Here is a 26,730-nt window from a genome sequence, read left to right on the forward strand (position 1 = left end):
CCCCACCCGCGTGCCGCTCAGCAAAGGAGACCGCACCGCCCATGTCCGGCCCCGAGTACAAGTACGTAGAGGCGCCGCTGATCGCTCAGCTCACCCACCCCACCATGGGCTGGCGCCATGTCGTAGGTCTTCAGGGCGCGGAGTTGCAGGAGCCCGGTGAGGAGCCGTACGTCCGGCATGGGACGGACACCGCTTTGCTCGCCGGAATTCTCCGGCGGCGACTGGACCGGCTCAACCGGACACCGAGTGGAGCGGCATGGCTGGACGACGCGCGGGTGGCCACCGCGATCGCCGCCCTCAGCAAGGGTGGCTCACCCGGCGGTGGACTCGTCGCAGCCAACGAGGCGGCGACGGAGGCGCTGCTCGAGGGTGTCGCCGTACCCGGTGTCGAGGGCTGGAACGGTGGGCGGGCGCAGAAGGTGCGGTTCATCGACTGGGAAACTCCGGAGAACAACGACTTCCTTGTCGTTTCTCAGTTCCCGATGACGATCCCTGGGGCGCGGGATGACGGGGGCAAGCCCAGGAAGCTGATCGCTGACCTCGTCCTCTTCGTGAACGGCATCCCCTTGGTCGTCATCGAGTGCAAGAAGCTCAAAGCCGGTCAGGGAGATGCGCACAGGGCCATCCAGCAGCTCCGCCGGTACGCCAACCAGCGACGAGACTCGACTACCCCTGAGGGCAGTGAACAGCTCTTCCGTACGGTTCAGTTGACGGTCGCCACCACGGGGGACACCGCGCTCTTGGGCACGTTCACCGCGCGCCCCCAGGACTACGTGGTCTGGCGGGACGCGTATCCGCTTGACACCAAGCAGGTGATCGCCACCACCTACCACCCCGACGACGCCTTCGCAAAAGCTCAGAAGGTGTTGGCCGCAGGAGTGCTTCACCCGCACCGTCTGCTCGACATAGTGCGCAACTTCGTCGTCTTCAAGGATGTGGAGGCAGCTGGCGGGCGTACGGCCCGGGTGAAGATTGGCCCCCGCTATCAGCAGTACCGGGCCGTGTACAAGGCGATAGAGCGGCTCCGGACCGGTGAGACCAAGAAGGTCCATGGCAAGGAGGACAAGCGCGGCGGGATCGTCTGGCACACCCAGGGGTCGGGCAAGTCCCTGACCATGGTCTTCCTGGTGCGGAAGTTGCGCTCCACGCCGGGCTTGGGCCACTTCAAGGTCGTCGTGGTCACTGACCGAAAGCAGCTCCAGGATCAACTCTCCGAAACGGCCACCCTTGCCGGTGAGAAGCCGGACGTCATCACGCGTGCCTCCCAGGTGCCGAAGGTCCTGGGACTGGAGAACGCCGGCCTCGTCTTCGTGATGATCCAGAAGCAGCAGGACGTGGAGAAGGCTCGGCAGAACGCCGCCGACTCCCTTGCTCACGAGGGCACACCAGGCTGGGGACTCGTCAACGACCGCGATGGGATCCTCATCCTCGTTGATGAGGCACACCGCTCGCACAGCTCCACACTCCACCAGAACCTGATGGAGTCCCTGCCCAACGCGGCCCGTATCGGCTTCACCGGCACACCGATCATCATGAACCGCCGCAAGCTCACCACCACGACCTTCGGTGAGTTCATCGACACCTACCGGATCAAGGACGCCGAGAATGATGGGGCGATCGTCCCCATCTACTACGAAGGGCACGTCGCGAAGGGCGTGGTCGTCGACGGCGAGGCACTGGACGAAACGATTCAGGAGGAGTTCGAGGAACTCACCGACGAGCAGTACGACGAACTACAGAAGCGCTACGCCAACTCATCGGCGGTCCTCTCCGCCGACGACATGATCCGGCGTAAGGCCCGGCACATGCTCCGCCACTACGTGGAAGGAGCTATGAAGGACGGTTTCAAGGCCCAGGTCGTCGCCCACTCCCGGGGCATCGCCGTTCGCTATCGGGAAGCCTTGTGCGATGCGCGGAACGAGCTTGTCGCTGAGGTGGAGAAAGCGGTGGCATCACCTGCCCGCACGCTTCTCAAAGCACAGGAGACACCTGCGGAAGAACGCACGCCCAGGCAGCGGCTGCTCGTTTCTGCCCACAAACAGCTCGCGCTGCTCAGAGTCATGGACTTCGTTCCGGTGATCTCCCCGGACGCGGAGAACGACAAGGAATGGGCGTCCTGGACCGACGCAACAGCACACAAGAACGCGATCAAGGCGTTCCGTACGCCTTTTCCGGCCCCCCCCGAGCTCACCGCGGACTCCAGGCCGGTCGCCATGCTCATCGTGCGCACCATGCTGCTCACCGGCTTCGACGCGCCCATTGAGCAGGTGATGTACCTGGACCGCCGGATGCGTGAGGCAGAGCTTCTTCAAGCTGTGGCGCGTGTGAATCGTACCTATGGGGAGACGAAGAAGGCCGGGTACGTCGTCGACTATGCCGGTGTGGCGCAGGCGCTCCGGGACGCCATGGATGCCTATGCCTCCGACGAAGCCGAGGGGGAGCCCATCGACTTCAAGACGGAGGAGGACAAGCTGGAGAACCAGTACGAGGCACTCCGGCATCACCTCGGTCTGACCCGAACACTCGTCGACCCCGACGACACCGCCGCTGTCCATCGAGTGATCGACACGCTGGAGGACGAGGAGCGGCGCATCGAGTACCGCAAGCTGCTCCGTCAGTTCTTGAGCACCCTTGCTCTTCTGATGCCACGCGAGGCCACCCGGGACTTCCAGAAGCCGGCCAAACTCTTCGCGTTCATCGCTCAGGTGGCGAAGCAGCGGTTCGGTGAGGAGGACGACGGCTTCAACCCTGCCGCCTACGGTGCCCGAGTTGCGGAACTGATCGACGAACACGTCAAGGCTCTCGGTGTCGAACGCGCGATAGAACCCACTCGACTCACCTCCGATGACTTTCACATCAAAGTCGAGCAGATGCCGAGTGCCCGTGCCAAGGCGTCAATGATGGCCCACGCCCTGCGCAACCACATCGAACTCCACTTCCAGGAGAACCCGGTCGCCTACGACAAGCTCCGCCAGCGCCTGGAGGAAATCCTTAAGAAGTACGCGGAGAACTGGACGGGTCAGGTGGAGGCTTTCAAGGAATTTTCTCAGAAGGTCGAGGACGTGACGTACGGCCGTGATTCTGGCCTGCCGGAGGACGTACGCGCGCTCAGCAAGCTGGAGCAGGCCGTCTACCAACAGCTGACCACTGTCCTTACGGACGGTGTCGTCAGTGACGAAGTGCGTCAGGACCTGATCGGACTGGCACGTGAAGTGCGGTCCATCGCCGTGCGCTACAGCGCGCGGAAAGACCTCTTCTTCAATATGGCGGCGTTGCACGATCTGCAGAGCGACATCTGGATGCTGTTCGCCGTCAACGACAGGACACTCCCCGCGGTCGATAGTCTGGCTCCGGCAGTGCGGGAGATCATCCAGCACAACAAGAAAGATCTGTGACCCGTCCATGCACGACACCCTGGCTGAACCGCTGCATCTTGGCGGTCTGGTCATCGAGGTCCGCCCCGCACCCGGACGCAGGAGCGTCCGGGTCACGGTGGAACGTGACGCACGGATCATCGCGGCCGTGCCCGTCGGCACGGACCGCACAGCCCTGGAACAGCTTCTCCGTAGTCGTCTACCCTGGCTCTACTCCAAGGTCCGCAGCCGTGAGGCAGAAGCGGAACAGCGACCATACCGCCGGTTCGTGGACGGGGAGGGCTTCTTCTACCTCGGGCGTAGTCACCGGCTGCGTATCGTGGACGCGGCGCCCCGACCGGTTGCGCTGGCCCAAGGCAGGCTTCGTTTGCGGCGGGACTGTAAAGACACCGCCAGTGACGTACTGGTGGCCTGGTACCTGGAGCGGGGGAGGCAGTGGCTTCCCCGACGCGTCGGCCCTTGGGTGAAGACCCTGGACGCTCCGCCCGTCGACCTGATCGTTCGCCCACTGGGCTATCGATGGGGTTCCTGTTCGGCTCGGGGAGCGCTCAACATCCACTGGGCGGTCATGCAGTTGCCCCCAGCCCTCGTGGACTACGTTCTCGTACACGAACTGGCCCATCTGTACGTCCGCAGCCACTCACCGGAGTTCTGGCGCACAGTGGCTCGCGCGTTGCCAGACTACGACTCTCGGCGTCAACGGCTGGAGGAGTGGGGAGCGGGGGTGTGGCTGCCCCCCACTTCTGTTGGTGTTCGTTCAATGACCGACGTGTGAGGGAGTAAAAGTCTTGTGGCGCTGATCAACGCCTCGCCGTTCGGCAACGGCACCGCGGTGTTCACCCGGGACGGCGGTGCGGCGCGGCGCTTCCAGCTGGAGGTGGAGGCGGGCATGGTCGGCGTGAACGTGCCGATCCCGGTGCCGGTGGGATACCACTCCTTCGGCGGCTGGAAGGACTCCCTCTTCGGCGACCACCACATCTACGGCAACGACGGCACGCACTTCTACACCCGCGGCAAGGTCGTCACCACCCGCTGGCCCGACCCGGCCGACGCCCCGGCGGGCGTGGACCTGGGATTCCCGCGCAACCACTGAGCCGGCCCGGTGCCCCGCTCCCCGCGCCATGGGGGGCGGGGCACCGGCACGTCCGGATAGCGGACGCCTGACATTTTTTTGAAACGTTGGCTGCGGTTCCCGTGCACTGCGGACGAAACGGGTGACGAAGGGGTTGCCGCGACAGCGCCTTTGAAAGCAAGGTCACAACCGGTCTGGGCTTGCTGGATGCACCTGTAGGGCGTAACGGCCTGGGAAAGTGATCCCACCCACGAAAAAGCGGAGCTGCGGATTCCGAAGGTAAACGGCCATTGACGTGGGGGTTTTCGTCAGGGTTCTATGCAGCGCCGGGAGCGGACGAGACGAACAGACGACGATCCGCCGGAGGCGATAGCGCTCCCGAGCCCACCCTCACTCGCACCAGTCGATCGGAACCGCCGCATGACCGACACGCACCAGAAGACCGTGGCCGACGCCGCGACGGCCCCCGCCCCCGGGCTGAAGCGCTCCATCGGTGTCGTGGGCGGGACTCTGCTGACGCTGTCCTGCGTCACGCCCGCCTCCACGCTCTTCGTCGTGGTTCCCGACCTGTTCGGCTCCCTCGGCACCGCCACCGCCCTGACCATCGCCATCGGCTCCCTGCTCTGCATCGCCGTGGCGTTCTGCTACTCGGAGCTGGGCACGCTCATCCCGAGCGCGGGCGGCGAGTACGCCATGGTGTCCACGATGGCCGGGCGGCTCGCGGGCTGGCTCGTCTTCGTGCTCTCCCTGCTGGTCGTCATGATCGTGCCGCCGGTGATCGCGATGGGCACGGCGGACTACCTCGCCCCGATCGTCCACCTCGACCCGTCCATGACCGGCGCCGGCGTGATGCTGCTCGCCACCCTCGCCGGCCTGCTCGACCTGCGCGCCAACGCCTGGATCACCGGCATCTTCCTGGTCCTGGAGGTCATCGCCGCCGGTGTCGTCGCCGTGCTCGGCTTCTCGCACAGCCACCGCGGGATGGGCAGCCTGGTCTCCCTGCAGGTGGCCGGCGAACACGGCCACACGGACACCGTGACGGCCATGCTGGTGGTCTCCGGACTCGCCATCGCCCTGTTCATCACCCAGGGCTTCTCCACCGCCGTCTACCTCTCCGAGGAACTGGAGAACCCGCGCCGCAACGTCGCCCGCACGGTCCTCGCCACCCTCGCCATCTCCACCGTGGTCATCCTGGTGCCGGTCGCCGCCATCACCCTCGGCGCCTCCGACCTCTCCGAGCTGACCGGCGGCGACATCAGCTCCATGGTCACCGCCTGGTCCAACTCCGCGGTCGGCACCTTCGTCAGCCTCTGCGTGGCCCTCGCCATCATCAACGCGGGCATCGTCATGGTCATCCAGAACTCCCGCGTGCTGTTCGCCTCCGCCCGCGACAAGGCCTGGCCCGGCCCGGTCAACACGGTCTTCTCCCGGCTCGGCCGGTTCGGCTCCCCGTGGGTCGCCACCCTCGCGGTCGGCGTCCCCGGCGCGGTGCTCTGCTTCGTCAACCTGGACACCCTCTACGGCGTCACCGGCGTCTCGGTCACCGCCATGTACCTGCTGGTCGCGGTCGCCGCGCTGCTCGCCCGCCGAGGCTCCCACAAGCACACGCCCGCCTGGCGGATGCCGCTGTGGCCCGCGGTGCCGGTGCTGCTCATCGCCGTCCTGGCCTACATCCTCACCCAGCAGGAGGCGAGCTACCTGCTGTGGACCGGCGGCATCACCGCCGTCGCCACCCTCTACTGGGCCCTGTACCTGCGGCCCCGCCGCGACACCCGCTGGCTGGTGTCCATCCCCGAGGACGCGCGGGTCACCGACCCGGCGGACACCCTGGCCACCATCCCGGCCCAGGCGGGCCCGGCGGCCCCGGCCCCCGCGCCGGTCACCGGCGAGGCACAGGCCTGAGGGAGCACCCCGAAGGGTGTCGCGCGGACAACCGCGCGACACGCCACGACGTACCCGCCCCCGGCACGGCGTCCCCGCACCGCCCCCGGCCCGCCACCGCGCCCCCGTACCACGGGCGCGGTACGCGCGAACGCCTCCGTACGCCGCAAGGAGGGCCCGCCCCTCCCCCCGACGGCAGCGGCGATTGTCCGTGCGGCCCCGTACCGTTGACGCATGGATCTTCGACCTCGCGCACCGCGGACGCCGTGGCGCCGGCCGCGCCGGCTCGTGGCCGCCGTCGCCGCCGCCGTGGTCCTCGCCGGTGCCGGGACGTGGACGGCGGCCGTCGCCTCCGACGACACCCCCGCCGTGCGCCGCAGCGACCACGTCCTCGCGGTCGGCGGGGCGCGCCTGGACACCTCGTACCTCACCCCGGCCGGCACCGGCCGCCACCCCGCCGTGCTGCTCGCGCACGGCTTCGGCGGCAGCAAGGACGACATGCTCCGGCAGGCCGAGGACCTCGCCCGCTCCGGGTACGCGGTCCTCACCTGGTCCGCGCGCGGCTTCGGCCGGTCCACCGGGAAGATCGGGCTGAACGACCCCGGCGCCGAGGTCGCCGACGTCTCCCGGCTCGTCGACTGGCTCGCCGAGCGCCCCGAGGTCCGGCTCGACCGGCCCGGCGACCCGCGCGTGGGCATGGCCGGCGGCTCCTACGGCGGCGCGGTCTCCCTGCTGGCCGCCGGACACGACCGGCGGATCGACGCCATCGCCCCGGCCATCACCTACTGGAACCTCGCGGACGCCCTGTTCCCCAACGGCGTGTTCAAGAAGCTGTGGGCCGGCGTGTTCGTCAACACCGGCGGCGGCTGCGACCGCTTCGAGCCCGCGCTGTGCCGGATGTACGAGCGGGTCGCCGCCTCCGGCACCCCCGACGCGGCCGCCCGCGCGCTGCTGACCGAGCGCTCGCCGTCCGCCGTCGCCGACCGCGTCAAGGTGCCCACCCTGCTGGTGCAGGGGCAGCGGGACTCCCTGTTCCCCCTCTCCCAGGCCGACGCCGCCGCCCGGGCCATCCGCGCGAACGGCGCCCCCGTCGCCGTCGACTGGATCGCCGGCGGACACGACGGCGGCGACATGGAGACCGACCGGATCGAGGCCCGCACGCGCGCCTGGTTCGACCGCTTTCTGAAGGGCGACGAGGACGCCGACACCGGCCCGGCCTTCCGGGTCACCCGCACCGGTGGCGTCGACTCCACCGACGGCACGGCCCAGCTGCGCGGCGCGAGCGCCGGCACCTACCCGGGCCTGCGCGGCCACCCCCGCGCCATCGCCCTCACCGGCCCCGTCCAGCGCGTCGCCAACCCGGCCGGCGCCAGCCCGCCCGGCGTCTCCGCGCTGCCCGGCCTCGGCGGCTTCGGCGGCCTCGCCCGGCTGTCCGCGCTCGGCGCCGGCGTCTCCATGGACTTCCCCGGCCAGTACGCCCGCTTCGACTCGGCGCCCCTCACCCGCGACCTGCGGATCACCGGCACCCCCACGGCCACCGTGCACATCACGTCCACCCGCGACGACGCCGTCCTGTTCGGCAAGGTCTACGACGTCGGCCCCGACGGCACCGGCCAGGTGCTGCCCGCCCAGCTGGTCACCCCCTTCCGGGTGACCGGCGCCAAGGCGGGCAAGGACGTCACCGTCACCCTCCCGGCGATCGACCACGAGGTGCGCAAGGGCCACCGCCTCCGCCTCGTCCTCGCCTCCACCGACCTCGGCTACGCCTCACCGGTCGCCCCGGCCGGCTACACCGTCTCCCTGAAGTCGGCCCTGAGCGTGCCGACGGCCCCCGAGGTCACCACCGCCGCCGCGCCCCTGCCCGCCTGGGTGTGGTGGCTGCCCGCGGCCGGCGCCGCCCTCGCCCTCGCCCTGCTGCTCACCGCCCGCCGCCGCACGGCCGCCCCCGTCCCCGACCCGGACCTCGCCGAGGTCCCCCTCGTCATCGACGGCCTGAGCAAGCGCTACGCCAGGTCCACGGACAGGTACGCCGTCCAGAACCTCTCCTTCCGGGTGGAGAAGGGCCAGGTCCTCGGACTGCTCGGGCCCAACGGCGCCGGCAAGACCACCACCCTGCGCATGCTGATGGGCCTGATCCGCCCCGACGACGGCGAGATCCGGGTCTTCGGCCACGCCGTCCGGCCCGGCGCGTCGGTGCTCTCCCGGGTCGGCGCCTTCGTGGAGGGCGCGGGCTTCCTGCCCCACCTGTCCGGGCGGGAGAACCTGGAGCTGTACTGGCGGGCCACCGGCCGCCCGCCCGAGGACGCCCACCTGGACGAGGCACTGGAGATCGCCGGGCTCGGCGACGCCCTGGCCCGCGCGGTGCGCACCTACTCCCAGGGCATGCGCCAGCGCCTCGCCATCGCCCAGGCCATGCTCGGCCTGCCCGACCTGCTCATCCTGGACGAGCCCACCAACGGCCTCGACCCGCCCCAGATCCGCGAGATGCGCGAGGTGATGATCCGCTACGCGGCCGGGGGCCGCACGGTGATCGTCTCCAGCCATCTGCTCGCCGAGGTCGAACAGTCCTGCACCCACCTGGTGGTGATGGACCGCGGCCGGCTCGTCCAGGCCGGACCGGTCCGGGACATCGTCGGCTCCGGCGACACCCTGCTGGTCGGCACCGCCCGGCCCGTGGAGGAGCCGGTGGCGGAGAAGGTGGCCGCGCTGCCCGGCGTCGCCTCCGCCGTGCGCACCGACGACGGGCTGCTGGTCCGGCTCGCCCCCGGCGGCACCGCCGAGCGGCTGATCGCCGAGCTGGTGCGGCTGGAACTGCCGGTCGCCTCCGTCGGCCCCCACCGCCGCCTGGAAGACGCCTTCCTCACCCTGATCGGAGGTTCCGCATGAGCACGCTCACCGAGGTCGCCTCCGGCTATCAGGCGGGGCGCACCCTGCCGCTGCGCGTCGAACTGCTCCGCCAGCTCAAGCGGCGCCGCACCCTGGTCATGGGCGCGGTCCTGGCCGTCCTGCCGTTCGTGCTGCTGGTCGCCTTCGCGGTGGGCGGCGACCCGGGCGGCCGGAGCAACCGCGTCACGCTGATGGACACGGCCACCGCCTCCGGCGCCAACTTCGCCGCCGTGAACCTCTTCGTGTCGGCGGGCTTCCTGCTGGTCATCCCGGTCGCCCTGTTCTGCGGGGACACGGTCGCCTCCGAGGCGAGCTGGTCCTCGCTGCGCTATCTGCTCGCCGCGCCCGTGCCCCGCGCCCGGCTGCTGTGGTCCAAGCTCGTCGTGGCGCTCGGGCTGTCGCTCGCCACCATGGTGCTGCTGCCGCTCGTGGCGCTCGCCGCCGGCACGGCCGCCTACGGCTGGGGACCGCTGCGGATCCCCACCGGCGGCGCGCTGGACACCGGTACGGCGGCCCAGCGGCTCCTGGTGGCCGTGGCGTACCTCTTCGTGTCCCAACTGGTCACCGCGGGCCTGGCGTTCTGGCTGTCCACGCTGACGGACGCCCCGCTCGGCGCGGTCGGCGGCGCGGTCGGCCTGACCATCGTCGGCAACGTCCTCGACGCCGTCACCGCCCTCGGCCACTGGCGCGACTTCCTCCCCGCGCACTGGCAGTTCGCCTGGGTGGACGCCGTCCAGCCGACCCCCGAGTGGTCCGGCATGATCCAGGGCGCCGCGGTCTCCGTGACGTACGCCCTGGTGCTGTTCGCCCTGGCCTTCCGCACCTTCTCCCGCAAGGACGTCGTCTCCTAGCATCCCCCGACACGCCGAGCGGGCCACCGGGAGCACCCGGTGGCCCGCTCCGTGCCGTACCGCGGGATCAGCTGCCGGACTCCCGGTTCAGGGACAGGATCGACACATCCTCCAGCAGGTGCGCCAGCGCGCCGTCGCGCTTGATGTTCGAGGAGTTCTCGGTGCACTGCTGCGTCATCTCGTCCGAGAGGATCGGCAGGTCGTTGATCGGCACGATGTTCAGGACCGGGACGTTGATGTCGTTCAGACCGATGCACGGCTTGTTGAAGGAGCCCTGGATCAGGGCGATCTGCGGGCTCATGTTCCCGTACGTCGCCGAGTTGCCGTAGCTCTGCCAGGCGCCGTTGCCGTTGGCGGCGGTCGGGCCGTCGTCGTTGCCGATCGCCAGCGCCTGCGGTGCCACGGCAGCGGAGGCGCCCACGGCCGAAGCGGCGACGGCCGCGGTGGCAACAATCTTCTTGATCACTGGCCAGTCCTTTCTGAGAAAACCCCGTCCACCGGAGCGCATTGGTCAACTCCCCCGGCACCGCTTGGTTTCTGCCGTTCACCCCGACGGCCGATACACCGGACTGCTGGTGCGTTTTTCCGATTGGCGTCTGCCGTCACCTCTCCAACGGATGGGAGCCAACCGAGTGAATAGGCGGAACCATTCCCGTTGCGCCGGGTTGATGAGGCCGTAGGGCATGCGTCGCTACGAGGAAAGGAACGCGAAGTGCTCAAGAAGGCAATGGTCGCCGCCGCGACCGCCGCTTCTGTCGTGGGAATGGCGGTGGCGGCCGCGCCGCAGGCGCTTGCCATCGGCAACGACGACGGCCCGACCGTCGCGAATGGCAACGGCGCCAATTCGTCGTGGGGCAACTCGGCCACCAAGGGTGACCAGAGCCCGCAGCTGTCCCTGGTCCAGGGCTCGCTGAACAAGCCGTGCCTCGCCCTGAACGACATCAACGTCCCGATCATCAACATCGTTCCGATCGACGATGTCCCGATCCTGTCGGACGAGCTGGTCCAGCAGTGCAGCGAGAACTCGTCGAACATCAAGCGCGACGGTGCGCTCTCGCACATCCTGGAGGACCTCTCGGTCCTCTCGGCCAACGGCGAAGGCTGAGCCGGACCGGCCGGGCCCGGGCTGTCCGCTGTGTCGTCTGCGGGCCGCCCGGGCCTTTTTCCAATTACCTCAGGTGAGGGAAGAACGCACGAGGAAGCGGTGCGATCGAGTGATTATCGCGCGGTCCGTGTTCCGCAGCCTCCTCTCGCGTCAATTCCTCTTCCGTGCCGCGACCGTTCACGTCGCGCTCGCACGGTACTGGCCGTCATCGGGGCGTCGCCCCCGAGAAGGGAAAAATCATGAAGAAGACCGCCGCCGCCGTCACGGGCGCAGTTCTGGCACTGGGCCTGGCCGGCCCCGCCTTCGCGGACGCCGATGCCCACGGAGCCGCCGTCGGCAGCCCGGGTGTCATCTCCGGCAACGTCATCCAGGTCCCGCTGCACGTGCCGATCAACCTCTGCGGCAACACCATCGACATCATCGCGCTGCTGAACCCCGCGTTCGGCAACACCTGCGTCAACGACTGACGTTCGCCCGCGCGATTCACCAGCTTCCCCGGCTGTGTACTGGCCGGCCCCGGACCGTCGACTCGTCGTCCCGGGGCCGGCCTTCCCACTTCTCCGAGCAGGAAGACCACGACATTGCGACACACTCTGAGCAAGGGCTTGGCCGTGGCCGCCGCCGCGACCGGCGTGCTCTCCTGGTACGGCGGCACGGCGCTCGCCGACACCCACGCGCACGGCACCACGCAGGGTTCTCCCGGGGTGCTGTCCGGGAACAACGTCCAGGTCCCGGTGAACGTCCCGGTCAACGTCTGCGGCAACTCCGTCGACGCGGCCGCCGCGTTGAACCCGGCGTTCGGCAACTCCTGCGCCAACGTGGGCCACAGCCCGCGGCCCCAGGAGAGCACCCCGCACCCCGGCGGGTACGGCGACTCCGACGACTCGGGCGCCCGGCCGAGCCCCGGCGGCACCCACACCACACCGCCGTACGGCGGCGAGGAGACGACCCCGCCTCCCCGTGGCGGCGGCGAGACCACGCCCCCTCCCTACGGTGGTGAGGAGACGACCCCGCCTCCGTACGGTGGTGGGGAGACGACGCCGCCTCCGTACGGTGGTGGGGAGACGACGCCGCCTCCGTACGGTGGTGGGGAGACGACGCCGCCTCCGTACGGTGGTGAGGAGACGACCCCGCCTCCGTACGGTGGTGAGGAGACCACGCCGCCCCCTTACGGTGGTGAGGAGACGACCCCGCCGCGCGGTGAGCACAGCACGCCCCCGGACACCGGCCGCACCACGCCTCCCGAGGCGGGCGGGCAGCCGCCCGTGCTCGCGCAGACCGGTGGGGAGAACCGGACCCTGATCGCGGCCTCGGGCGCCGGTGCCGTACTGATCGGCGCCGGGACGATCCTGTACCGGCGCAGCCGCTCCGCCTGCCGTCGCTAGCGCACCGGGTGCCGGACCGAGCGCCCGGCACCCCGCGCTCCCGTACCGTGCGGCTTCCTCAGCGGCGGGCCGGGTGCGGGGCCCCGCCGTCGCGGGCGGCCGGGAGGGGCCAGCCGGCCGGGCCCGTGCGGAGCCGCCGCCGTACCCCGCGGACCAGCGTGCCCGCCGTGAAGGCCGCTCCCTGCACGAACCGCATCGCCGGGCCGAAGCACCCGGCCGTGACCGGACCGGCCAGGAACAGCCCCGGGTACGACGACTCGAACTCCGGCCCCACCTCCGGCACCCCGTCGGCCCCGGTCGCCAGCAGCGCCCGCAGCTCGGGAGAGAGCGGCCGCAGCCGGTCCAGCGCGGGCCGGAAACCGGTCGCCGCGATGACGTGCCCCGTCTCCAGCACCGCGGACCCGCCCCGCCGGACCACCGTCTCCAGGCGCAGCCCGCCCGGCACCTCCCGGGCTCCCGCCACCTCCCGCCCGTACAGCACCTCCACCCGGTGCTCCACCCGCTCGCGCACCCACCAGGAGCCGGCCGGGCCGAGCGCCCGCGCCCCGATCCGGGACCGGGCACGCTCCGGCAGCCGCCGGTACAGCCCGGGCCGCTCCGCGTACCACCGGTCGCGCCGGCCGGGGCCGAGTCCGCCGTCCGGGGAGCGGGCCGAGTGCCACCAGGGACCTTCCCGGGGCGGCGGCGCCTTCTCCCAGCGCAGCCGGTCCGCGCGGACCAGCAGGCGGACCCGGGTGCCCTGTTCGGCGAGGAGCGCGGCCGTCTCCAGGGCCCCCTGGCCGCCGCCGAGCACGGTGACGTCCCGGTCGCGGAACCGGTCCAGCCGGGCGTGCAGGCTGCTGTGCGAGACCAGGGTCCGGGGCAGCCCGCGCAGGGCGGCCGGCAACTCGGCGAACGGCAGCAGGCCCACCGCCAGCGCGACCGTCCTCGCGGTGTACGTCTCCCCGTCCTCGGTGACGGCCGCGAAGCCGCCGGCGCGCGGCGCCACCCGGGTCACGGTCCGCTCGTCGGTCCCGGGCACGGCGTGGCGGGCGAACCACATGCCGTACCCGGTGAACACCTCCAGCGGGACCGGTTCGGCGTCCCCGGCGGTCAGGCCGCGGAAGGCGCGGAAGACATCGAGCCGCCAGCGGCCCTCCGGGTCGGACAGGTCGGACGCCCACGGCCGCGATGTCAGCAGCATGCCGCGGGGCATGTGGTCGCGCCAGAACCCCATGGGCCGTCCGAAGACGCGGACGCGCAGTCCGGCCGCCGCGGCGTGTGCCGCGATGGACAGGCCGTACGGTCCGGCGCCCACCACCAGCAGGTCGTACATCGGCGATGTGCTCGCTTTCGCTCGCGTTGGCCCGTGCGGGGGGTTCCGGGGTCGGACGCGGCGACCGCACTGGCGTTTTTCGTATGAACATGACTGAGTGTCAGATGGACATGTCGTGTGATGACACGAGAGAGGGGCGACGAACATGGCCTCACACCAGTGCCGGGCGACGGCCGGGCGCGTGACCTCGGCCCTCGCGTCGGTCGTCGCGGCCGTCGCCTGCCTCCTGCCGGCGGCCGGTCCCGGGTTCGCCGCGGACGGCCCGGCCGTGCCCGCGTCCGCGCCGGCCGCCGCGCCCTTCGGGGCGTTCCTCGACTCCGGCGCGGACGGCGTCGCGCGGATGGCCGGGCTGAGCCACTGGCTCGGCGGGGCCGATCTGACGGTCGGCCACACCTATCTGCCCGGGGGTCTCTGGGAGGACATCGAGGGCCCGCCCGGCTTCCTGGAGCCCTGGGCCGGCTGGCGGCACGAGCGGGCGGACCGGACCCTCGTCCTCAACGTGCCGATGCAGGAACGCAACGAGGAGGACGTCCCGGACGACGAGGTGCGCGGACTGCTGCGGCAGGGCGCGGCCGGCGCGTTCGACGGGCACTTCAGGACCCTGGCCGAACGGCTGGTCACACTCGGGGTGCCGGACACGGTGATCGTGCTGGGCTGGGAGATGAACGGCACCACCTACACCCATCGCTGCGGACCCGACCCCACGGCCTGGAAGGCGTACTGGAACAGGATCGTCGCCGCCATGCGCGCGGTGCCGGGCCAGCGGTTCCGGTTCGACTTCGCGCCCAGCCGCGGCCGGGACGCCGTGCCCTGGACCGAGTGCTACCCCGGCGACGACACGGTCGACATCATCGGCATGGACTCCTACGACCAGCCGGCCGGGGTGACCTTCGACGAGCAGGTGAGCGAGCCCTACGGCCTCCAGCGGCACGTCGACTTCGCCCAGGCCCACGGCAAGCCCGTGTCGTACCCGGAATGGGGCCTGTTCCGCAACGGCGACAACGCCGCGTACATGCGGCGCATGCTCGCCTGGATCGACGAGCACCGGCCGGTGTACCACACGCTGACCGACTACTGCCCGCACGGCGTGTGGCAGTGCCCCGCCAACCCGCGCTCGGCACGGGTCTACCGGACCGCCCTGTCCGGCGGCACCGGCCGGCCCACCCCGCTCTGGCCCGCCTGTACGCCGCTGGACCTGGGTGACTGGGCCGTGTACTGGTCCGGCCGCCTGCCGTGCCCGTTTCCGGGCTGGTGACCCGGGGCGCGGCGGGCCGGGACTCAGCCCTGGCCGCGTTCCCGCCACCGGCGCCGCACCTCCCTGCCCCGCTGCCGGGTCCGCGCCCCGCACAGCGCGGCCGTCAGCAGCGGGGCGGTGTGCGGGCGCGCCATCAGCAGCCGCTGGTTGACCACCCGTTCGGGCCGCCAGTGCCGCTTGTACGGCTCGTCGCCGCGCAGCAGGCTCAGCGTGCCGGGCCCGCCGCCGCCCGTCAGCCCGGCACAGGCGTCCAGCAGCATCACCGCCACGTCCGCCCGGCGCTCCCGCAGCCCCGGATGGGCGCCGTAGAGATAGCCGCCGGCCATGCCGCCCGAGAGCAGGGTCAGGTCGACGGCCACCACCTCGTCGCCGATCCGGAACTCGGTGACCACCGCGTTGCCCGAGCGCACCATCGGACCCACCGCGCGCAGCAGATGCGCCCGGAACCGGGGCCGCAGATGCTCGCTCGTCACCCCCCGGCCCTGCCACTGCAACCGGTGCAGCGCCAGCAGCCGGACCAGCGCCGTCTCCACCTCCTGCGGGCCCACCGTGCGCCGCCACACGCCCAGCGCGGCCAGCCTGCGCAGCTGGGCCCGCGCCCGCTGGCCGGACTTGCCCGACGGCAGCCGGGCGATCAGCCCGTCCATGGGCAGCGCGGGCAGCTCCAGGCACGGCGAGTCGGGGACCGCGCCGCGCGGTCCGCGCCAGCGGTCGTAGACCCGCTCCACCGCCCCGCCCGGGCGCACCTCGCGGAAGTCCACCAGCGCCGTGCGGGCCGCGGTGGCGAGCGCCGCGGTGAGAGCGCCGGCCGCCCGCCCGTCGTCGGCGTCGTCCAGCAGCACGTCCGCGTAGTCGGAGATCCCCGTGCCGAGCGGCAGCAGCGCGGGCAGCGGCCGGCGGACCAGCATCAGCGGCGCGGCGGCCACCAGATCATGGCCGGCCCGTACCAGCAGCAGCCGCAGCCGCCCCGGCCGGCCGTACGACAGCCACCACGAGTGCAGCCAGGCGTGGCTCTGGAACGGGGTCGCGGCGGCGCACCGCCCGAACAGCCGTCCCCAGGCGGGGCCCAGCCCGGCGAACGCGTCCGGGGCGGTGACGAGTTCGGCGGTGAGGCGGACGCCCCGGGCGCGCGCCGTGACGGTGGCGGTCACCGTCGGCCGCGCGGATCGGCGGTGAGGGCGGGTCCGGGTACCGGGGCCGGGCGCGGGACCTCCGCCTCGGGCCGGCGCCTCGGCCGCACCAGCAGCGCGAGGGCACCGAGCAACCCGCCCCCGCCCGCCCCGACCAGTCCGGTCACCCCGGCCGAGGCCGAGGACGGCTCGGTCGGCCGGACCGCGGGGCTGAACCGGACCAGGGACACCCGGGTGTCGGCCCGGCCGGCCTCGGCGTGCCGGGTCAGCGCCCCGGCGACCGCGTTGGCCATGGCGGCGGCCTCCGCCGGGCGGGCCGAGGTGGCGGAGACGGCGACCATGGGCGCGTCCGGTGAGGTCGCGGCGCGCACGCCGGCGCGCAGCTCGGCCACCGGCACCCCGGCGAGCGCCTGCGCGTCGGCGAGTACCGCGGGCTGTGTGGTGATACGGCCGAAGGCCTGCGCGAAGCCCAGCGCGCCGGCCGCGTCGGAGCGCTCGCCGGGCACGACGACCAGATAGCTGGTGGCGGTGTACTGGGCGGGCCGCAGCACGCCGTAGCCGCCGCCGAGCAGTCCGCCCGCGAGGACCCCGGCCGCCACCAGCGACCAGGGCGGGAGCGCGCGGGGCGGGGCGAGGCGGGGGCCGCGGTGGCGCCGGGTGTGGTTCTCGGTCATGAGAGGACGGCTTTCTGCGGGGGTCTGGGGGTCGGGGCCGGGTGGGCGAGCGCCGCCGCGTAGACGGCCAGGAGCCGGGCGGCGCTGCGGGTGACGCAGTAGTGGCGGGCCGCCCCGGCGGGGGCGCGCGGACCGGGGCCGGCGGCGCGGACCCCGGCGAGCGCGCGGGCGTACGCGCCGGGCTCGCACGGCACCCGCACCGCGTCCGGAGCGGCCTCGGGCGGCAGGTCCTCCAGGGCCGGGCAGGAGGTGTAGCGCACCGGCAGCCCGGCCGCGAGCGCCTCCACCACCGCCAGCCCGAACGCCTCCTCGGGGGAGGGCGCGGCGAGCACGTCCATCGCCGAGGCCAGCGCGGGCAGAGGGGGCCCGGGCGAACCGTCGGGCAGATTCGGCCGCTCCCCGGCGAACACCACCCGGCCCGCGACCCCCGCCCGGTGCGCGGCCCGCCGCAGCGCGCCCTCCTGCGGGCCGCCGCCGACCAGCAGCAGCCGGCAGTCGGCGGGCAGGTGGGCCAGGGCGTGGACCAGCACGTCGAAGCGTTTGCCGGGGACCAGCCGGCCGATGCCGCCGATCACGAACGCGTCCTCGGCCAGCCCCAGTTCGCCGCGGGCACGGCGACGGGCCGCCGGGTCGAAGGCGAACCGCGCGAGGTCGATGCCGTTCGGCACGACCGTGATCCGCGGCTCGGGCACGCCCCAGCGGGCCAGCCGCGCGGCGACGGCCGGGGATACCGCGACGGTGGTCCGGCCCAGCCGCTCGCCCAGCAGATACAGGGCGCGGACGCCCGGGGTGAGCGGCCGGCCCTCCGTCTGGGTGTCCCCGAGCGAGTGCTCGGTGGCGACGACGGCGCGCACCCCGGCCAGCCGGGCGGCGATCCGTCCGTACAGGCAGGCCCGGTACAGATGGGTGTGCACCACGTCGTACCGGCCGCGCCGGATGACTCCGGTCAGCCGGGGCAGCGCGGCCAGGTCCCGGTTGCCGGTCATGCCGAGGTGGGTCACCCGCACCCCGTCGGCCGCGAGCCCGGCGGCCACCGGCCCCGGGTTGGTCAGCGTCAGCACCTCGCACTCGACCGGCAGATGCCGCAGCAGCAGCCGCAGTTGCTGCTCGGCGCCGCCCACCCCGAGCCCGGTGATGATGTGCAGGACCCTCATCGCAGCCCCTCCACCGGCCGCCGGCGCCACCGGTGCAGCCGGTGTTTCAGCGCCAGGCGTACGCCGGTGTCGCGCTGCCCGATGTGCACCCGCGGCAGCACGTGCCGGCCGCTCAGCTCACCAGGGTCGACGGCGCACGCGTAGGCGTAACCGGCCTCCCGCACGGCCGCCATGACGCGCCGGTCGACCGTGCCGTACGGGTAGCAGAAGCCGTTGACGGCCGTGCCGGTCAACTCCTCCAGCGCGGCCCGGCTCTCGACCGTCTCGGCCTTCAGCCGGGCGTCGTCGGCCCGGGTGAGGTCGACGTGGGTGAGGCCGTGCGAGCCGATCTCCACGCCCTCGGCGGCGGCCCGCCGGATGCCGTCGGCGGTCAGCAGCGGCCTGCGCGGGCCCAGCGGGTCCCAGGCGTTGTCGCCGCCGAGCCGGCCGGGCAGCACGAACAGGGTGGCCGTGCACTTCCAACGGGCCAGCAGCGGAAGGGCGTGGACGAGGAAGTCGGCGTACCCGTCGTCGAAGGTGAGGCCCACCAGGTCCCGGCCCTCGCCCCGGTCCCGGGCGGCCAGCAGCTCGGCCACCGACACCCCGCGCAGCCCCCGCCGGCCCAGCCAGCGCAGCTGCCGCTCCAGCCGGCCGGGGGAGACCGTGACGTGGTACGGGTCGTCGGAGCAGTCGCCGACCGAGTGGTACATGGCGATCCACGGGACCGGACCGGCCGCCGGGGACTTAACGGGTGAGGGCATGGGCGAGCCTTTGGGGGAGGGAACGGACGGGGCGGAGGGCGGGGGCCAGGGCGCGGACGCCCGGGGCGCCGCCCAGCAGGAGGAAGACGGCGGTCACCGTGGCCGCACCGGCGGCGAGCCCGGCCGGCCCGGCCGAGGCCGCCACCAGCCCGCCCGCGACGGCGGCCCCGGCGGCCGCCCCCACGGGACGGCCCAGCCCGCGCAGCACGGCACCGGCCCGCAACGGCACACCGCGGCGGCCGGTGCCCGCGAGCAGCAGCGCGGCGGTCAGGGTGATCCCGGCGGCGTTGGCGGCGGCGATCCCGACGGCCCCCCGGGAACCGGCCGTGCACACGCCGATCCCCCAGGTCGCGGCGATCCCCGCGGTCATCGCGGCCACCGGGTACCAGGTGGCGCGGCCCGCCGAGAAGTACGAGCGGACCAGGACCCCGGTCAGCGTCTGGGCGAGCAGCCCGAGCGCGTAGACCCGCATGACACCGGCGGTCGCCGCGGTGTCCCGGGCCGTGAACGCCCCCCGCTGGAACAGCAGCCCGATCAGCTGCGGGGCGCACGCCACGACGACGGCCGTGCCGAGCAGCACCAGGCGGGCGGCCACCGACACGTCCCGCTCCACCCGGCCGCGGGCCCGCTCGGTGTCGCCGTCGGCCAGCGCCCGCGCCACCACCGGGAAGGTGACCGTGGACAGCATCATGGACAGCGTCATCGGGATCTGGGCGACCTTCTGCGCGTAGTTCAGGTGCGAGATCGCCCCGGCGGGCAGCCCGGAGGCCAGGAACCGCTCGATGAGCACCTGCGACTGCCGGCACAGCGCGAACAGCAGCACGCTGGCCAGCAGCGGCACGTCCAGCGGGGGCGCCGGGGCGGCGGGCCGCGGGTCCGTACCGCCGCCCCGCAACTGGGCGGCCAGGGACGGGACTTGCAGCGCCACCATCAGCAGGCCGCCCGCCGCGACGCCGACCGCGGCCGACCGTACGCCCCACCGGCCGCCGAGCGCGTACATCGCCGCGATGATGGCGACGTTGTGCACGATGTAGATGGCGGCCGGGGCCAGGAACCGCCGGTGGGCCCGCAGCGCCGCGCTGCAGTACCCGGCGAGGCCGAAGCTCAGCACACAACTCGCCGTCAGCCGGGTGCAGTCCACGGCCAGGTCCGGATCGGGCAGGCCCGGCGCCAGCACCGCCACACACCACGGCGCGGCCAGCGCCAGCAGTGCCCCGCCCGCCGCGAACGCCAGCGCCAGCCGGGGCAGGGTGCCGGCCACCAGCGAGCGCACCGGGTTTCCGGCGGCGCCCCGCGCGCGACGGGCCAGGGCCGCGCTGAACGCCGGGATGAGGGCGAAGGCCAGCCCGTCCTCGATGAGCAGCGTGGCCGCGAACTCCGGCACGGTCCAGGCGACCAGAAAGGCGTCCGTGTCCCGCCCGGCCCCGAACAGCCGCGCCAGCGACTGGTCCCGCACCAGCCCGAGCAGCGCCGCCACACCGGAGAGACAGGCGGTGAGCAGCGCGGCCCGGGCCAGGAGCCGGGAGGTGGGGGGAGCGGGTTCCGGGGAGGGGAGCCCGGGGCGGTCGAGCGGGCCGGGGGCGGGGGAGACGATTGCCAGGCCGGCCGGGCCCGCGCCCGTCTTCGGTACGGCTGCCGGGGCGGATGTGCCCATGGCTGTCTTCGGTACGGCTGCGGGGGCGGCCGGGCCCGTGGCTGTCTCCCGTACGGCTGCGGGGGCGGCCGGGCCCGTGGCTGTCTCCCGTACGGCTGCCGGGGCGGACGTGGCCGGGTCCGTCTCCGGTCCCGGGGTCTCGCCGGTCGTACGGCTCATCGCGTGGCCGCCTCCCCCCGTGCCGCCGTACGCGCGGGCGGGGCGGTGGGGGAGTCCGCCGGGCCGGGGTGGCCGGCGGCCGGCAGGGCCCACCACGCGGCCAGGCCGAGGGACACCGCCGTGAGCACGGTCGACGGGCCGCCGATGTCCGCGTACACGAAGTCCACCAGCTGCCAGACCAGCAGCCCGCAGGCGACCAGCGCGCAGTCCAGGCCCCGGCCGCCGGCCGCGCGGTCCCGGTACAGCCCGCGCAGCGCGCACACCAGCAGGGCCAGCCAGCCGCCCGCCAGGCACAGCAGCCCGGTCAGCCCCTGTTCGCCGAGGACCAGCAGGTACATGTTGTGCGGGGACAACAGCGGCTGCCTGCGGAAGGCGGCGCCCGCGCCCTCGGTGTCGCTGCCCGAGGACAGCGCGAGCGAGGCGTGCCCGTCGCGGTACTCGGGGAACGCCTTCAGCCCGACTCCGGTCAGCGGCCGGTCCCGCCACATGTCGACCGCCGCCGCCCACATCGTGTACCGGTCGGTGACCGACCGGTCCGGTGCATCGGCGACCCGCGTGATGCTGTCGATCCGCTCCCGGAGCATCGTCGTACCCACCCCCAGTCCGCCCACCAGCACCACCCCCGCCGCCAGCACGGCCGCCACGACCCGCGCCGCCCGGCGCACCCCGGCCAGCAGCAGCTGGACGGTGAGGGTGACGGCGGTGGCGATCCAGGCGCCCCGGCTGAAGGACAGGGCGAGCGGCACCGGCAGGGCGAGCGCGCAGGCGAGGGCCACGGCCCGTTCCCGGGGCGTGCCACGGCCCAGCGCCAGCCCCACCGCGCACACCAGCCCCAAGGAGACCACCGTGGCCATGCCCATCACGTCCGCCACCCCGAAGGTGCCGACCGCCCGGACGTCCCGGCCCTGGTAGGACGCCCCGGTCCCGGTCGCGTACTGGTGCACGCCGACCGCGCCCTGCCAGAGCGCGAGCGCCACGAACGACCAGGCCAGGAGCCGGAAGTCGGACCGGTCGCGGAGCAGGAGCAGGACGGCGGCCGGGACCAGGACGAACACCTGGAGGTACCGGCCCAGGCCGGTGACCGCGGCGTCGGCCGGGACCGCGTGCAGCGCGGCCGGCACCAGTCCGGCCACCGGCAGACCGAGGATCACCGCGGCGGCCGGGGTGAGTGGGCGGCGGCGCGCGCGCAGCAGCCGTACCGCGCAGAAGACGACCACCAGCGCGGACAGCGCGTCGGCGGGGCCCGCGCCGCCGGCCGTGCCGGGCGCGACCGGCAACGCGAGCAGCGCCACCACGGCCAGCACCGGCAGCAGGGGGATCGGCCGGAGAAGGCGGCCGGGCGGCGGGGCGAGGGCCATGGATCAGCTCCCCGTGGACCGCACGACCGCGGCGGCGGTGCGCAGCAGGATGCAGATGTCCTGCCACATCGACCAGTTGTCGATGTAGGCGTTGTCGAACCGGGCCCGGTCCTCGATGGAGGTGTCCCCGCGCAACCCGTTGACCTGGGCCAGCCCGGTGACACCGGTCCGCATGCGGTGACGGGCCGCGTAGCCCGGGTGGACGCGGCTGAACCGGTCGACGAAGTACGGGCGTTCGGGACGCGGGCCGACCAGGCTCATGTCGCCGCGGAAGACGTTCCACAGCTGGAGCAGCTCGTCCATCGAGGTCTGCCGCAGCAACCGGCAGAAGGGGCGCATCCGCTGCTCGCCGGCCACGCTCCACCGGGTGGCCGCCTCCTGCTCGTCGGCCGGTCGGTGGGTGCGGAACTTCAGCATCGTGAAGGGGCGGCCGTCCTTGCCGACGCGCTCCTGCCGGAACACCACGCCGGGCCCGCCGGTGAGCCGCAGCACCGTCGCGCACACCAGCAGCACCGGGCCGGCCAGCACCAGCAGCGTCCCGGACACGGCCACGTCCAGCAGCCGCTTGCCGGCACTGCCGCGCCGCCGCGCACCCGGGTCCAGGCGGCGCACGGCGAACCCGGCGAGCTGGTCGCGCGTCTCGTACGCCGGGGAGTCCGCGTCCAGCTCCCAGACCCCGCAGCCCGACTCGGCGAGCGCCCGCAGCAGCGGCGCCCTCGCGGTCCGTACGCCCGGGTCGACGGTGAGCACGACCCGCACCCCGTTCCGGATGAGGGCCCGCTCCACCTCCTCCCCGGTGGTGAGGACCGGAAGCGCGGCGGCGTCCGCCGGGTGCTCGGCGACCACGGCCACCGGGCGTACCCCGCAGCGCGGGTGGCGCAGCAGCGCGGCGGCCACCCGCTGCGCGGTCGCGGCGGGCCCGATCACCAGGGCGGTCCGCGGGCGCCGCAGCAGCGCGACCCGGCGCCGCCAGTACACCGCGCCCCGGCCCGCCCCGGCCACCGCCGTGTGCAGCACCCAGCCCAGTACCAGGGTCCGGGCGGTCAGGGCGCGCGCGGGATCGTACGTGGCGAGCAGCGCGGCCAGGCCCAGCCAGGTCACCGCGATCCGCCCGCACACGGCGGGGAGTTCGTCGAGCGCGCCGGGCACGCCGGGCAGCGGCCGGGAGCGCGGACGCAGCAGCAGCGCGCCGGCCACCAGCGCGGTGACCGGCACCGGCCGGCGGGCGGCCTCCCCGAGGGCGGCCGCGCCGGCCAGCGCGGCGAGCAGGTCGGCGGCCAGCAGCGGCAGCGGCGGGGCGGCCGGCGCGGGCGCGTGCCGCGACGGGAACCGGAGGCCGCCGGCCGGGCGCGCCGGGCGGCGCGGGCCGGGCGGGATCCCGGGCGCCCGCGATTGCTTACCGGGCGAGGGAACGGTGGTTTCCGTGGTCACGGGCGGCCGGCCCCCCTGCTCCGCGCGGGTCCGGGCCGACCGGTGGCGTCGCGTTCGGGGGGCGGGGGCCGGAGGGTCCTGTCGTACTCCGGGGGCTCGTGTGGTGCGTTCTGCTCGGAGGGCTCGTGCGGTTCGCCGTGCCGGGGGAGCGGTGGCTGACGCGTTCCGTTCTGCCCGGCGCCCGTGAGGAGTTCGGCGTAGACGGCCGTGACCCGGGTGGCGGTGTGCCGTACGTCGTGCCGGGCGGCGATGTGCCGGCGCCCCTGCTCACCGAGCGCCGCGCGCAGGGGCGGGTCGGACAGCAGGCCGGTGATCGCCCGGGCCAGCGCCCCGGGATCCTCCGGCGGCACCAGGCAGCGCGCGGCGAGCGCGGGCGGCAGGCTCTCCCGGGCGCCGTCGACATCGGTGAGGACGACGGGCCGTCCGCAGCCCAGCGCCTCCAGCGGGGCGAGCGCCATCCCCTCCCAGCGCGAGGGCAGCACGACCAGGTCGGCGGCCCGGTACCAGGGCACGACATCGGCGACGGCACCGGCGAACTCCACCGAGGGGTGCGCCCGCGCCCGTAGCGCCTCGTGGTCCGGGCCGTTGCCGACCAGCGCGAGCCGGGCCCGGGGCAGCGTGCCGAGGACGGTGTCCCAGGCGCGCAGCAGCACGTCCTGGCCCTTCTGCCGGCACAGGCGGCCCACACAGACGACGAGCGGCCGGTCCCCTTCACGGGGGGCGGGGCCCGGGGAGAAGCGGGTGGTGTCGATGCCGTTCGGGACGACCGTGTACGCGGCGCGTACCCCGGCGCGCAGGCCGGTCGCGCGCTCCGCCGCGCTGACGCACACCACCCGGTCCGCCCAGCGCGCCCCCCACCGCTCCCAGCGCAGGGCGAGCGCCCCGGTGAGCCCGCCGGCCGCCTCGAAGGACCAGGCGTGCGGCTGGTACACCGTCGGCACGCGCCCGCGCACGGCGAGCCGCGCGGCCAGCCCCGCCTTGGCACTGTGCGCGTGCACCAGTTCGGGCCGCACCTCCTCGACCAGCCGGACCAGCCGCCGTACCTCGCCCGGCAGCCCGGGCCCGGGGGACCGGCGCGCGGGCCAGTGACGCACCTCGGCGCCCAGCTCCCGCAGCCCCTCGGCGAGCGCGCCGCCCGGACAGCCGACCGTGACCGGCAGGCCCGCCGCGAGCTGGGCCCGCACCAGGTCGAGCACGACCCGGGCGACACCGCCGTCCACGGGTTGCGCGAGGTGCAGGACCCGGGGCCGCGGGGCGGGGGCTGACTGGTGCATGCGCGGGGTACCTCGCTCACGGGGCGTTCGGGACTGCGGTCGTGAACGCGCCCTCGGTCCGGGGCGTTCACGGCGGCGCGAAGCGCGCGGGCCCACGCCGCGTCCGCGTGGCCAACGAGCCGGGAGCCCGGCGGGTCACCGCCGGACCGGGGAGCCGGGCCGGGATCGGACGGATCACCGGCGGTGCCGAGCCCGTCGGCGTAGGCCCGCCTCCGCAGGAACCGGTACGGCACCCGGTGCGCCGAGCGTGGGCCCGCTACGCCGTGCGGGGGAGCACCCGGCCCGCCCGGGCACCGCCGGCCGCGGCGCGGGACCTCCCGCGGCGTCACCCGGGCATCGCCGGACATCACCCCTTCGGCGGCACAACTCCCGGCGGCGCCGGGCGTTGACACAACGCCGGGTATCCGCCCGGATGTTGTGTCGATCCCAAGGAGCACCTCTCCATGTCGCGTATCGCGAAGGGTCTGGTCCTGACCTCCGCCGCCGCCGCGGCCGTCGCCGGTGGTGCCGGTGTGGCTTCCGCCGACGCCGGTGCGAGCGGCGCCGCTGTCGGCTCGCCCGGTGTCATCTCCGGCAACGTCATCCAGGTCCCCGTTCACGTGCCGATCAACCTGTGCGGCAACACCATTGACATCATCGCCCTGCTGAACCCGGCCTTCGGCAACACCTGCGTCAACCACTGACGCCGGGAACGCACCCCCTTCGGCCGGCCGTCCGGCCCGCGCTCGTGGCGCGGGACGGGCGGCCGGTTCGCGCTCCCTCGTACGGATCACGCCGCGTGGACGAGCGGTTGCGGCGGGCCATCGGTGAACGGACGGTGGGCTCAGGTCCCACCGTTCACCGAAAGGAACCCCCATGCGTGATCTGCCCGCCCGGCGCCTCGCGTCCACCGTCCTCTGCGCCGCCGTTCTGGCCGGCCTCACCGGCCCGGTGGCGTTCGCCGCCGACGCGGCCGGGGAGCACGGGCGTACCGCGTCCCGGGCGTCTGTCCCGGCGTCGTCTCTCCCGGCGACGGCGAAGGAGGATCTCCTCGCCCAGGTCAGGGCCCTGGGCCGGGCCCACCCCGGGCTGAGCCCGGTCGTCGATCTATTCGGCCGGTCGCTGGAGGAGGGCAGGCTCCCCGCCGACGAGGCGAGAAGGCTCGGCGAGGCGGCGAAGGAGGCGATCACCAGGACCGCCGCGGCCCAGTCGGCCACGGCGGTGACGACCGCCTCCCCCGCCGCCCCGGTGACCACGCGTCAGGCGCACGCCGGTGCGCCCGTGGCCCGTGACGCCCTCGACGACGCGCTCGACGCGCTGCGGACCGCCCTCGACAACCTGGTGAAGGCCATCACCGGCGCGGCGGGCACCACAGAAGCGGCCACCGCCGCAGACGCGTCCACCGCCGCAGACGCGTCCACCGCCGCAGAAGCGTCCACCGCTACTGACGCGGCCACCACCGACGACTCCGATCAGCTGCTGCCGGTCGGTGACGACCTGTTGTCCGGCCTGCTCGACCTGCTGACGGGCCTCTTCGGCCTCGGCGGTTCCCGGATCGCCGCGACCGACCTGCCCGCGGCGGCCACACCGGCCGGCTGACGCGCGCGTCCCCGGGTACGCGGGGGATCTCATATGTCTTCTCGGGGCGGGGTTTCCGGCCCGGCCGGAAATCGTTGAGCAGGGCGTCCGCATTTCCGGGGTGACGTGAGTTGCCAAGAAAGGAACACGATGAAGTCCCTCAAGGCCGCCGCCGTTGTCGCCGGTTCCGTGGCCCTCGCCGGCGTCACCGCACCCGCGTTCGCCCACGACGCCCAGCACCTGCCGCCCATGAGCCTCAACGGCGGGCTCAACCATCTGATGGAGCACCCGCCCGGCATGAAGGACCTGATGCCGCTCAAGCACCAGTCGGACGCGCTCGACACCGAGAACAAGGACTCCGTGCTGAGCAGCGTCAAGGGCGCCACCACGACGCTCAACCAGCGGGGACTGCTCGGCGGTCTGCCCCTGCGCTGACGACGCCCCGCTCCCGGCCCGCCCCCCGGCGCGCGTCCGG

22 protein-coding genes and 1 pseudogene are annotated in these 26,730 nt (G+C 73.6%); 13 read left to right on the forward strand and 10 right to left on the reverse strand.

Features of this window, described 5'->3' with window-relative positions:
* Nucleotides 1-41 precede the first annotated feature (41 nt).
* From AB0E62_RS06195 to AB0E62_RS06220, 6 genes and pseudogenes are all read left to right on the forward strand, one after another.
* Nucleotides 42-3,395 carry an HsdR family type I site-specific deoxyribonuclease gene (locus AB0E62_RS06195; RefSeq protein WP_362188800.1) on the forward strand — a complete coding sequence of 1,118 codons (3,354 nt, stop codon included), beginning with the start codon at nt 42-44 and terminating at the stop codon, nt 3,393-3,395.
* A 7-nt stretch (nt 3,396-3,402) separates the two neighbouring features.
* Complete coding sequence (locus AB0E62_RS06200; protein ID WP_362188803.1) at nt 3,403-4,149, forward strand: SprT family zinc-dependent metalloprotease; 747 nt, start codon at nt 3,403-3,405, stop codon at nt 4,147-4,149.
* A gap of 15 nt (nt 4,150-4,164) precedes the next feature.
* Nucleotides 4,165-4,467 (forward strand): annotated as a pseudogene (locus tag AB0E62_RS06205) (aldehyde dehydrogenase family protein); the annotation flags it as partial.
* Nucleotides 4,468-4,866: 399 nt separating this feature from the next.
* Complete coding sequence (locus AB0E62_RS06210) at nt 4,867-6,348, forward strand: APC family permease (protein ID WP_362188806.1); 1,482 nt, start codon at nt 4,867-4,869, stop codon at nt 6,346-6,348.
* 213 nt (nt 6,349-6,561) lie between these two features.
* Nucleotides 6,562-9,213: an alpha/beta fold hydrolase gene (locus tag AB0E62_RS06215; RefSeq protein ID WP_362188809.1), complete on the forward strand. Its 2,652-nt coding sequence runs from the start codon at nt 6,562-6,564 to the stop codon at nt 9,211-9,213.
* The gene (locus tag AB0E62_RS06220) at nt 9,210-10,064 is read left to right on the forward strand and encodes an ABC transporter permease (protein ID WP_362188812.1); all 855 of its coding nucleotides are present in this window, start codon (nt 9,210-9,212) and stop codon (nt 10,062-10,064) included. Before AB0E62_RS06215 ends, AB0E62_RS06220 begins: the two co-directional genes overlap by 4 nt.
* Nucleotides 10,065-10,131: 67 nt before the next feature.
* Here the strand turns inward: AB0E62_RS06220 and AB0E62_RS06225 are convergent, their stop codons facing one another.
* Nucleotides 10,132-10,530: a rodlin gene (locus AB0E62_RS06225; protein WP_362188815.1), complete on the reverse strand. Its 399-nt coding sequence runs from the start codon at nt 10,528-10,530 to the stop codon at nt 10,132-10,134.
* 246 nt (nt 10,531-10,776) lie between these two features.
* On the opposite strand from AB0E62_RS06225, the gene AB0E62_RS06230 reads away from it, so the two are divergent.
* The 3 genes from AB0E62_RS06230 (at nt 10,777) to AB0E62_RS06240 (ending at nt 12,554) form a co-directional block, all read left to right on the forward strand.
* Nucleotides 10,777-11,169 (forward strand): rodlin, encoded by a 393-nt coding sequence (locus AB0E62_RS06230; RefSeq protein WP_362188818.1) that lies wholly within the window; start codon nt 10,777-10,779, stop codon nt 11,167-11,169.
* A 239-nt stretch (nt 11,170-11,408) separates the two neighbouring features.
* Nucleotides 11,409-11,636 (forward strand): chaplin, encoded by a 228-nt coding sequence (locus AB0E62_RS06235; protein ID WP_362188821.1) that lies wholly within the window; start codon nt 11,409-11,411, stop codon nt 11,634-11,636.
* Nucleotides 11,637-11,750: 114 nt separating this feature from the next.
* Entirely contained in the window at nt 11,751-12,554 is an 804-nt protein-coding gene (locus AB0E62_RS06240; protein WP_362188823.1) for a chaplin family protein, read from the forward strand.
* A 58-nt stretch (nt 12,555-12,612) separates the two neighbouring features.
* Here AB0E62_RS06240 and AB0E62_RS06245 read toward each other — a convergent pair whose 3' ends face one another.
* Nucleotides 12,613-13,869 carry an FAD-dependent oxidoreductase gene (locus tag AB0E62_RS06245; protein ID WP_362188826.1) on the reverse strand — a complete coding sequence of 419 codons (1,257 nt, stop codon included), beginning with the start codon at nt 13,867-13,869 and terminating at the stop codon, nt 12,613-12,615.
* 145 nt (nt 13,870-14,014) lie between these two features.
* On the opposite strand from AB0E62_RS06245, the gene AB0E62_RS06250 reads away from it, so the two are divergent.
* Entirely contained in the window at nt 14,015-15,124 is a 1,110-nt protein-coding gene (locus AB0E62_RS06250; protein ID WP_362188829.1) for a glycosyl hydrolase, read from the forward strand.
* A gap of 23 nt (nt 15,125-15,147) precedes the next feature.
* On the opposite strand, the gene AB0E62_RS06255 is transcribed toward AB0E62_RS06250, so the two are convergent.
* From AB0E62_RS06255 to AB0E62_RS06290, 8 genes are read right to left on the reverse strand one after another with little or no spacing between them, the layout of a single operon-like run.
* Nucleotides 15,148-16,275, reverse strand: a complete 1,128-nt coding sequence (locus AB0E62_RS06255; RefSeq protein ID WP_362188832.1) for a GNAT family N-acetyltransferase — start codon at nt 16,273-16,275, stop codon at nt 15,148-15,150.
* The gene (locus AB0E62_RS06260) at nt 16,272-16,928 is read right to left on the reverse strand and encodes a lipopolysaccharide biosynthesis protein (protein WP_362188835.1); all 657 of its coding nucleotides are present in this window, start codon (nt 16,926-16,928) and stop codon (nt 16,272-16,274) included. Before AB0E62_RS06260 ends, AB0E62_RS06255 begins: the two co-directional genes overlap by 4 nt.
* Nucleotides 16,925-18,082: a glycosyltransferase gene (locus tag AB0E62_RS06265; protein WP_362188838.1), complete on the reverse strand. Its 1,158-nt coding sequence runs from the start codon at nt 18,080-18,082 to the stop codon at nt 16,925-16,927. The genes AB0E62_RS06260 and AB0E62_RS06265 overlap by 4 nt, the downstream gene beginning before the upstream one ends.
* The gene (locus AB0E62_RS06270; RefSeq protein WP_362188841.1) at nt 18,079-18,822 is read right to left on the reverse strand and encodes a polysaccharide deacetylase family protein; all 744 of its coding nucleotides are present in this window, start codon (nt 18,820-18,822) and stop codon (nt 18,079-18,081) included. The genes AB0E62_RS06265 and AB0E62_RS06270 overlap by 4 nt, the downstream gene beginning before the upstream one ends.
* Nucleotides 18,806-20,635 (reverse strand): lipid II flippase MurJ, encoded by a 1,830-nt coding sequence (locus AB0E62_RS06275; RefSeq protein WP_362188844.1) that lies wholly within the window; start codon nt 20,633-20,635, stop codon nt 18,806-18,808. The genes AB0E62_RS06270 and AB0E62_RS06275 overlap by 17 nt, the downstream gene beginning before the upstream one ends.
* On the reverse strand, nt 20,632-21,993 hold the full coding sequence (locus AB0E62_RS06280) for an O-antigen ligase family protein (RefSeq protein WP_362188847.1): 1,362 nt from the start codon (nt 21,991-21,993) through the stop codon (nt 20,632-20,634). The genes AB0E62_RS06275 and AB0E62_RS06280 overlap by 4 nt, the downstream gene beginning before the upstream one ends.
* A gap of 3 nt (nt 21,994-21,996) precedes the next feature.
* Nucleotides 21,997-23,424, reverse strand: coding sequence for a sugar transferase (locus AB0E62_RS06285; protein ID WP_362188850.1), 1,428 nt, complete (start codon nt 23,422-23,424; stop codon nt 21,997-21,999).
* On the reverse strand, nt 23,421-24,698 hold the full coding sequence (locus AB0E62_RS06290) for a glycosyltransferase (protein ID WP_362188853.1): 1,278 nt from the start codon (nt 24,696-24,698) through the stop codon (nt 23,421-23,423). The genes AB0E62_RS06285 and AB0E62_RS06290 overlap by 4 nt, the downstream gene beginning before the upstream one ends.
* Before the next feature lie 443 nt (nt 24,699-25,141).
* Here AB0E62_RS06290 and AB0E62_RS06295 point away from each other — a divergent pair, with 443 nt between their 5' ends.
* From AB0E62_RS06295 to AB0E62_RS06305, 3 genes are all read left to right on the forward strand, one after another.
* Complete coding sequence (locus tag AB0E62_RS06295) at nt 25,142-25,381, forward strand: chaplin (protein WP_362188856.1); 240 nt, start codon at nt 25,142-25,144, stop codon at nt 25,379-25,381.
* A gap of 172 nt (nt 25,382-25,553) precedes the next feature.
* Nucleotides 25,554-26,276 (forward strand): hypothetical protein, encoded by a 723-nt coding sequence (locus AB0E62_RS06300; protein WP_362188859.1) that lies wholly within the window; start codon nt 25,554-25,556, stop codon nt 26,274-26,276.
* Nucleotides 26,277-26,405: 129 nt separating this feature from the next.
* Entirely contained in the window at nt 26,406-26,690 is a 285-nt protein-coding gene (locus AB0E62_RS06305; RefSeq protein ID WP_362188862.1) for a hypothetical protein, read from the forward strand.
* Nucleotides 26,691-26,730: the final 40 nt, after the last annotated feature.

Source organism: Streptomyces sp. NPDC038707 (assembly GCF_040636485.1).
GTDB lineage: Bacteria > Actinomycetota > Actinomycetes > Streptomycetales > Streptomycetaceae > Streptomyces.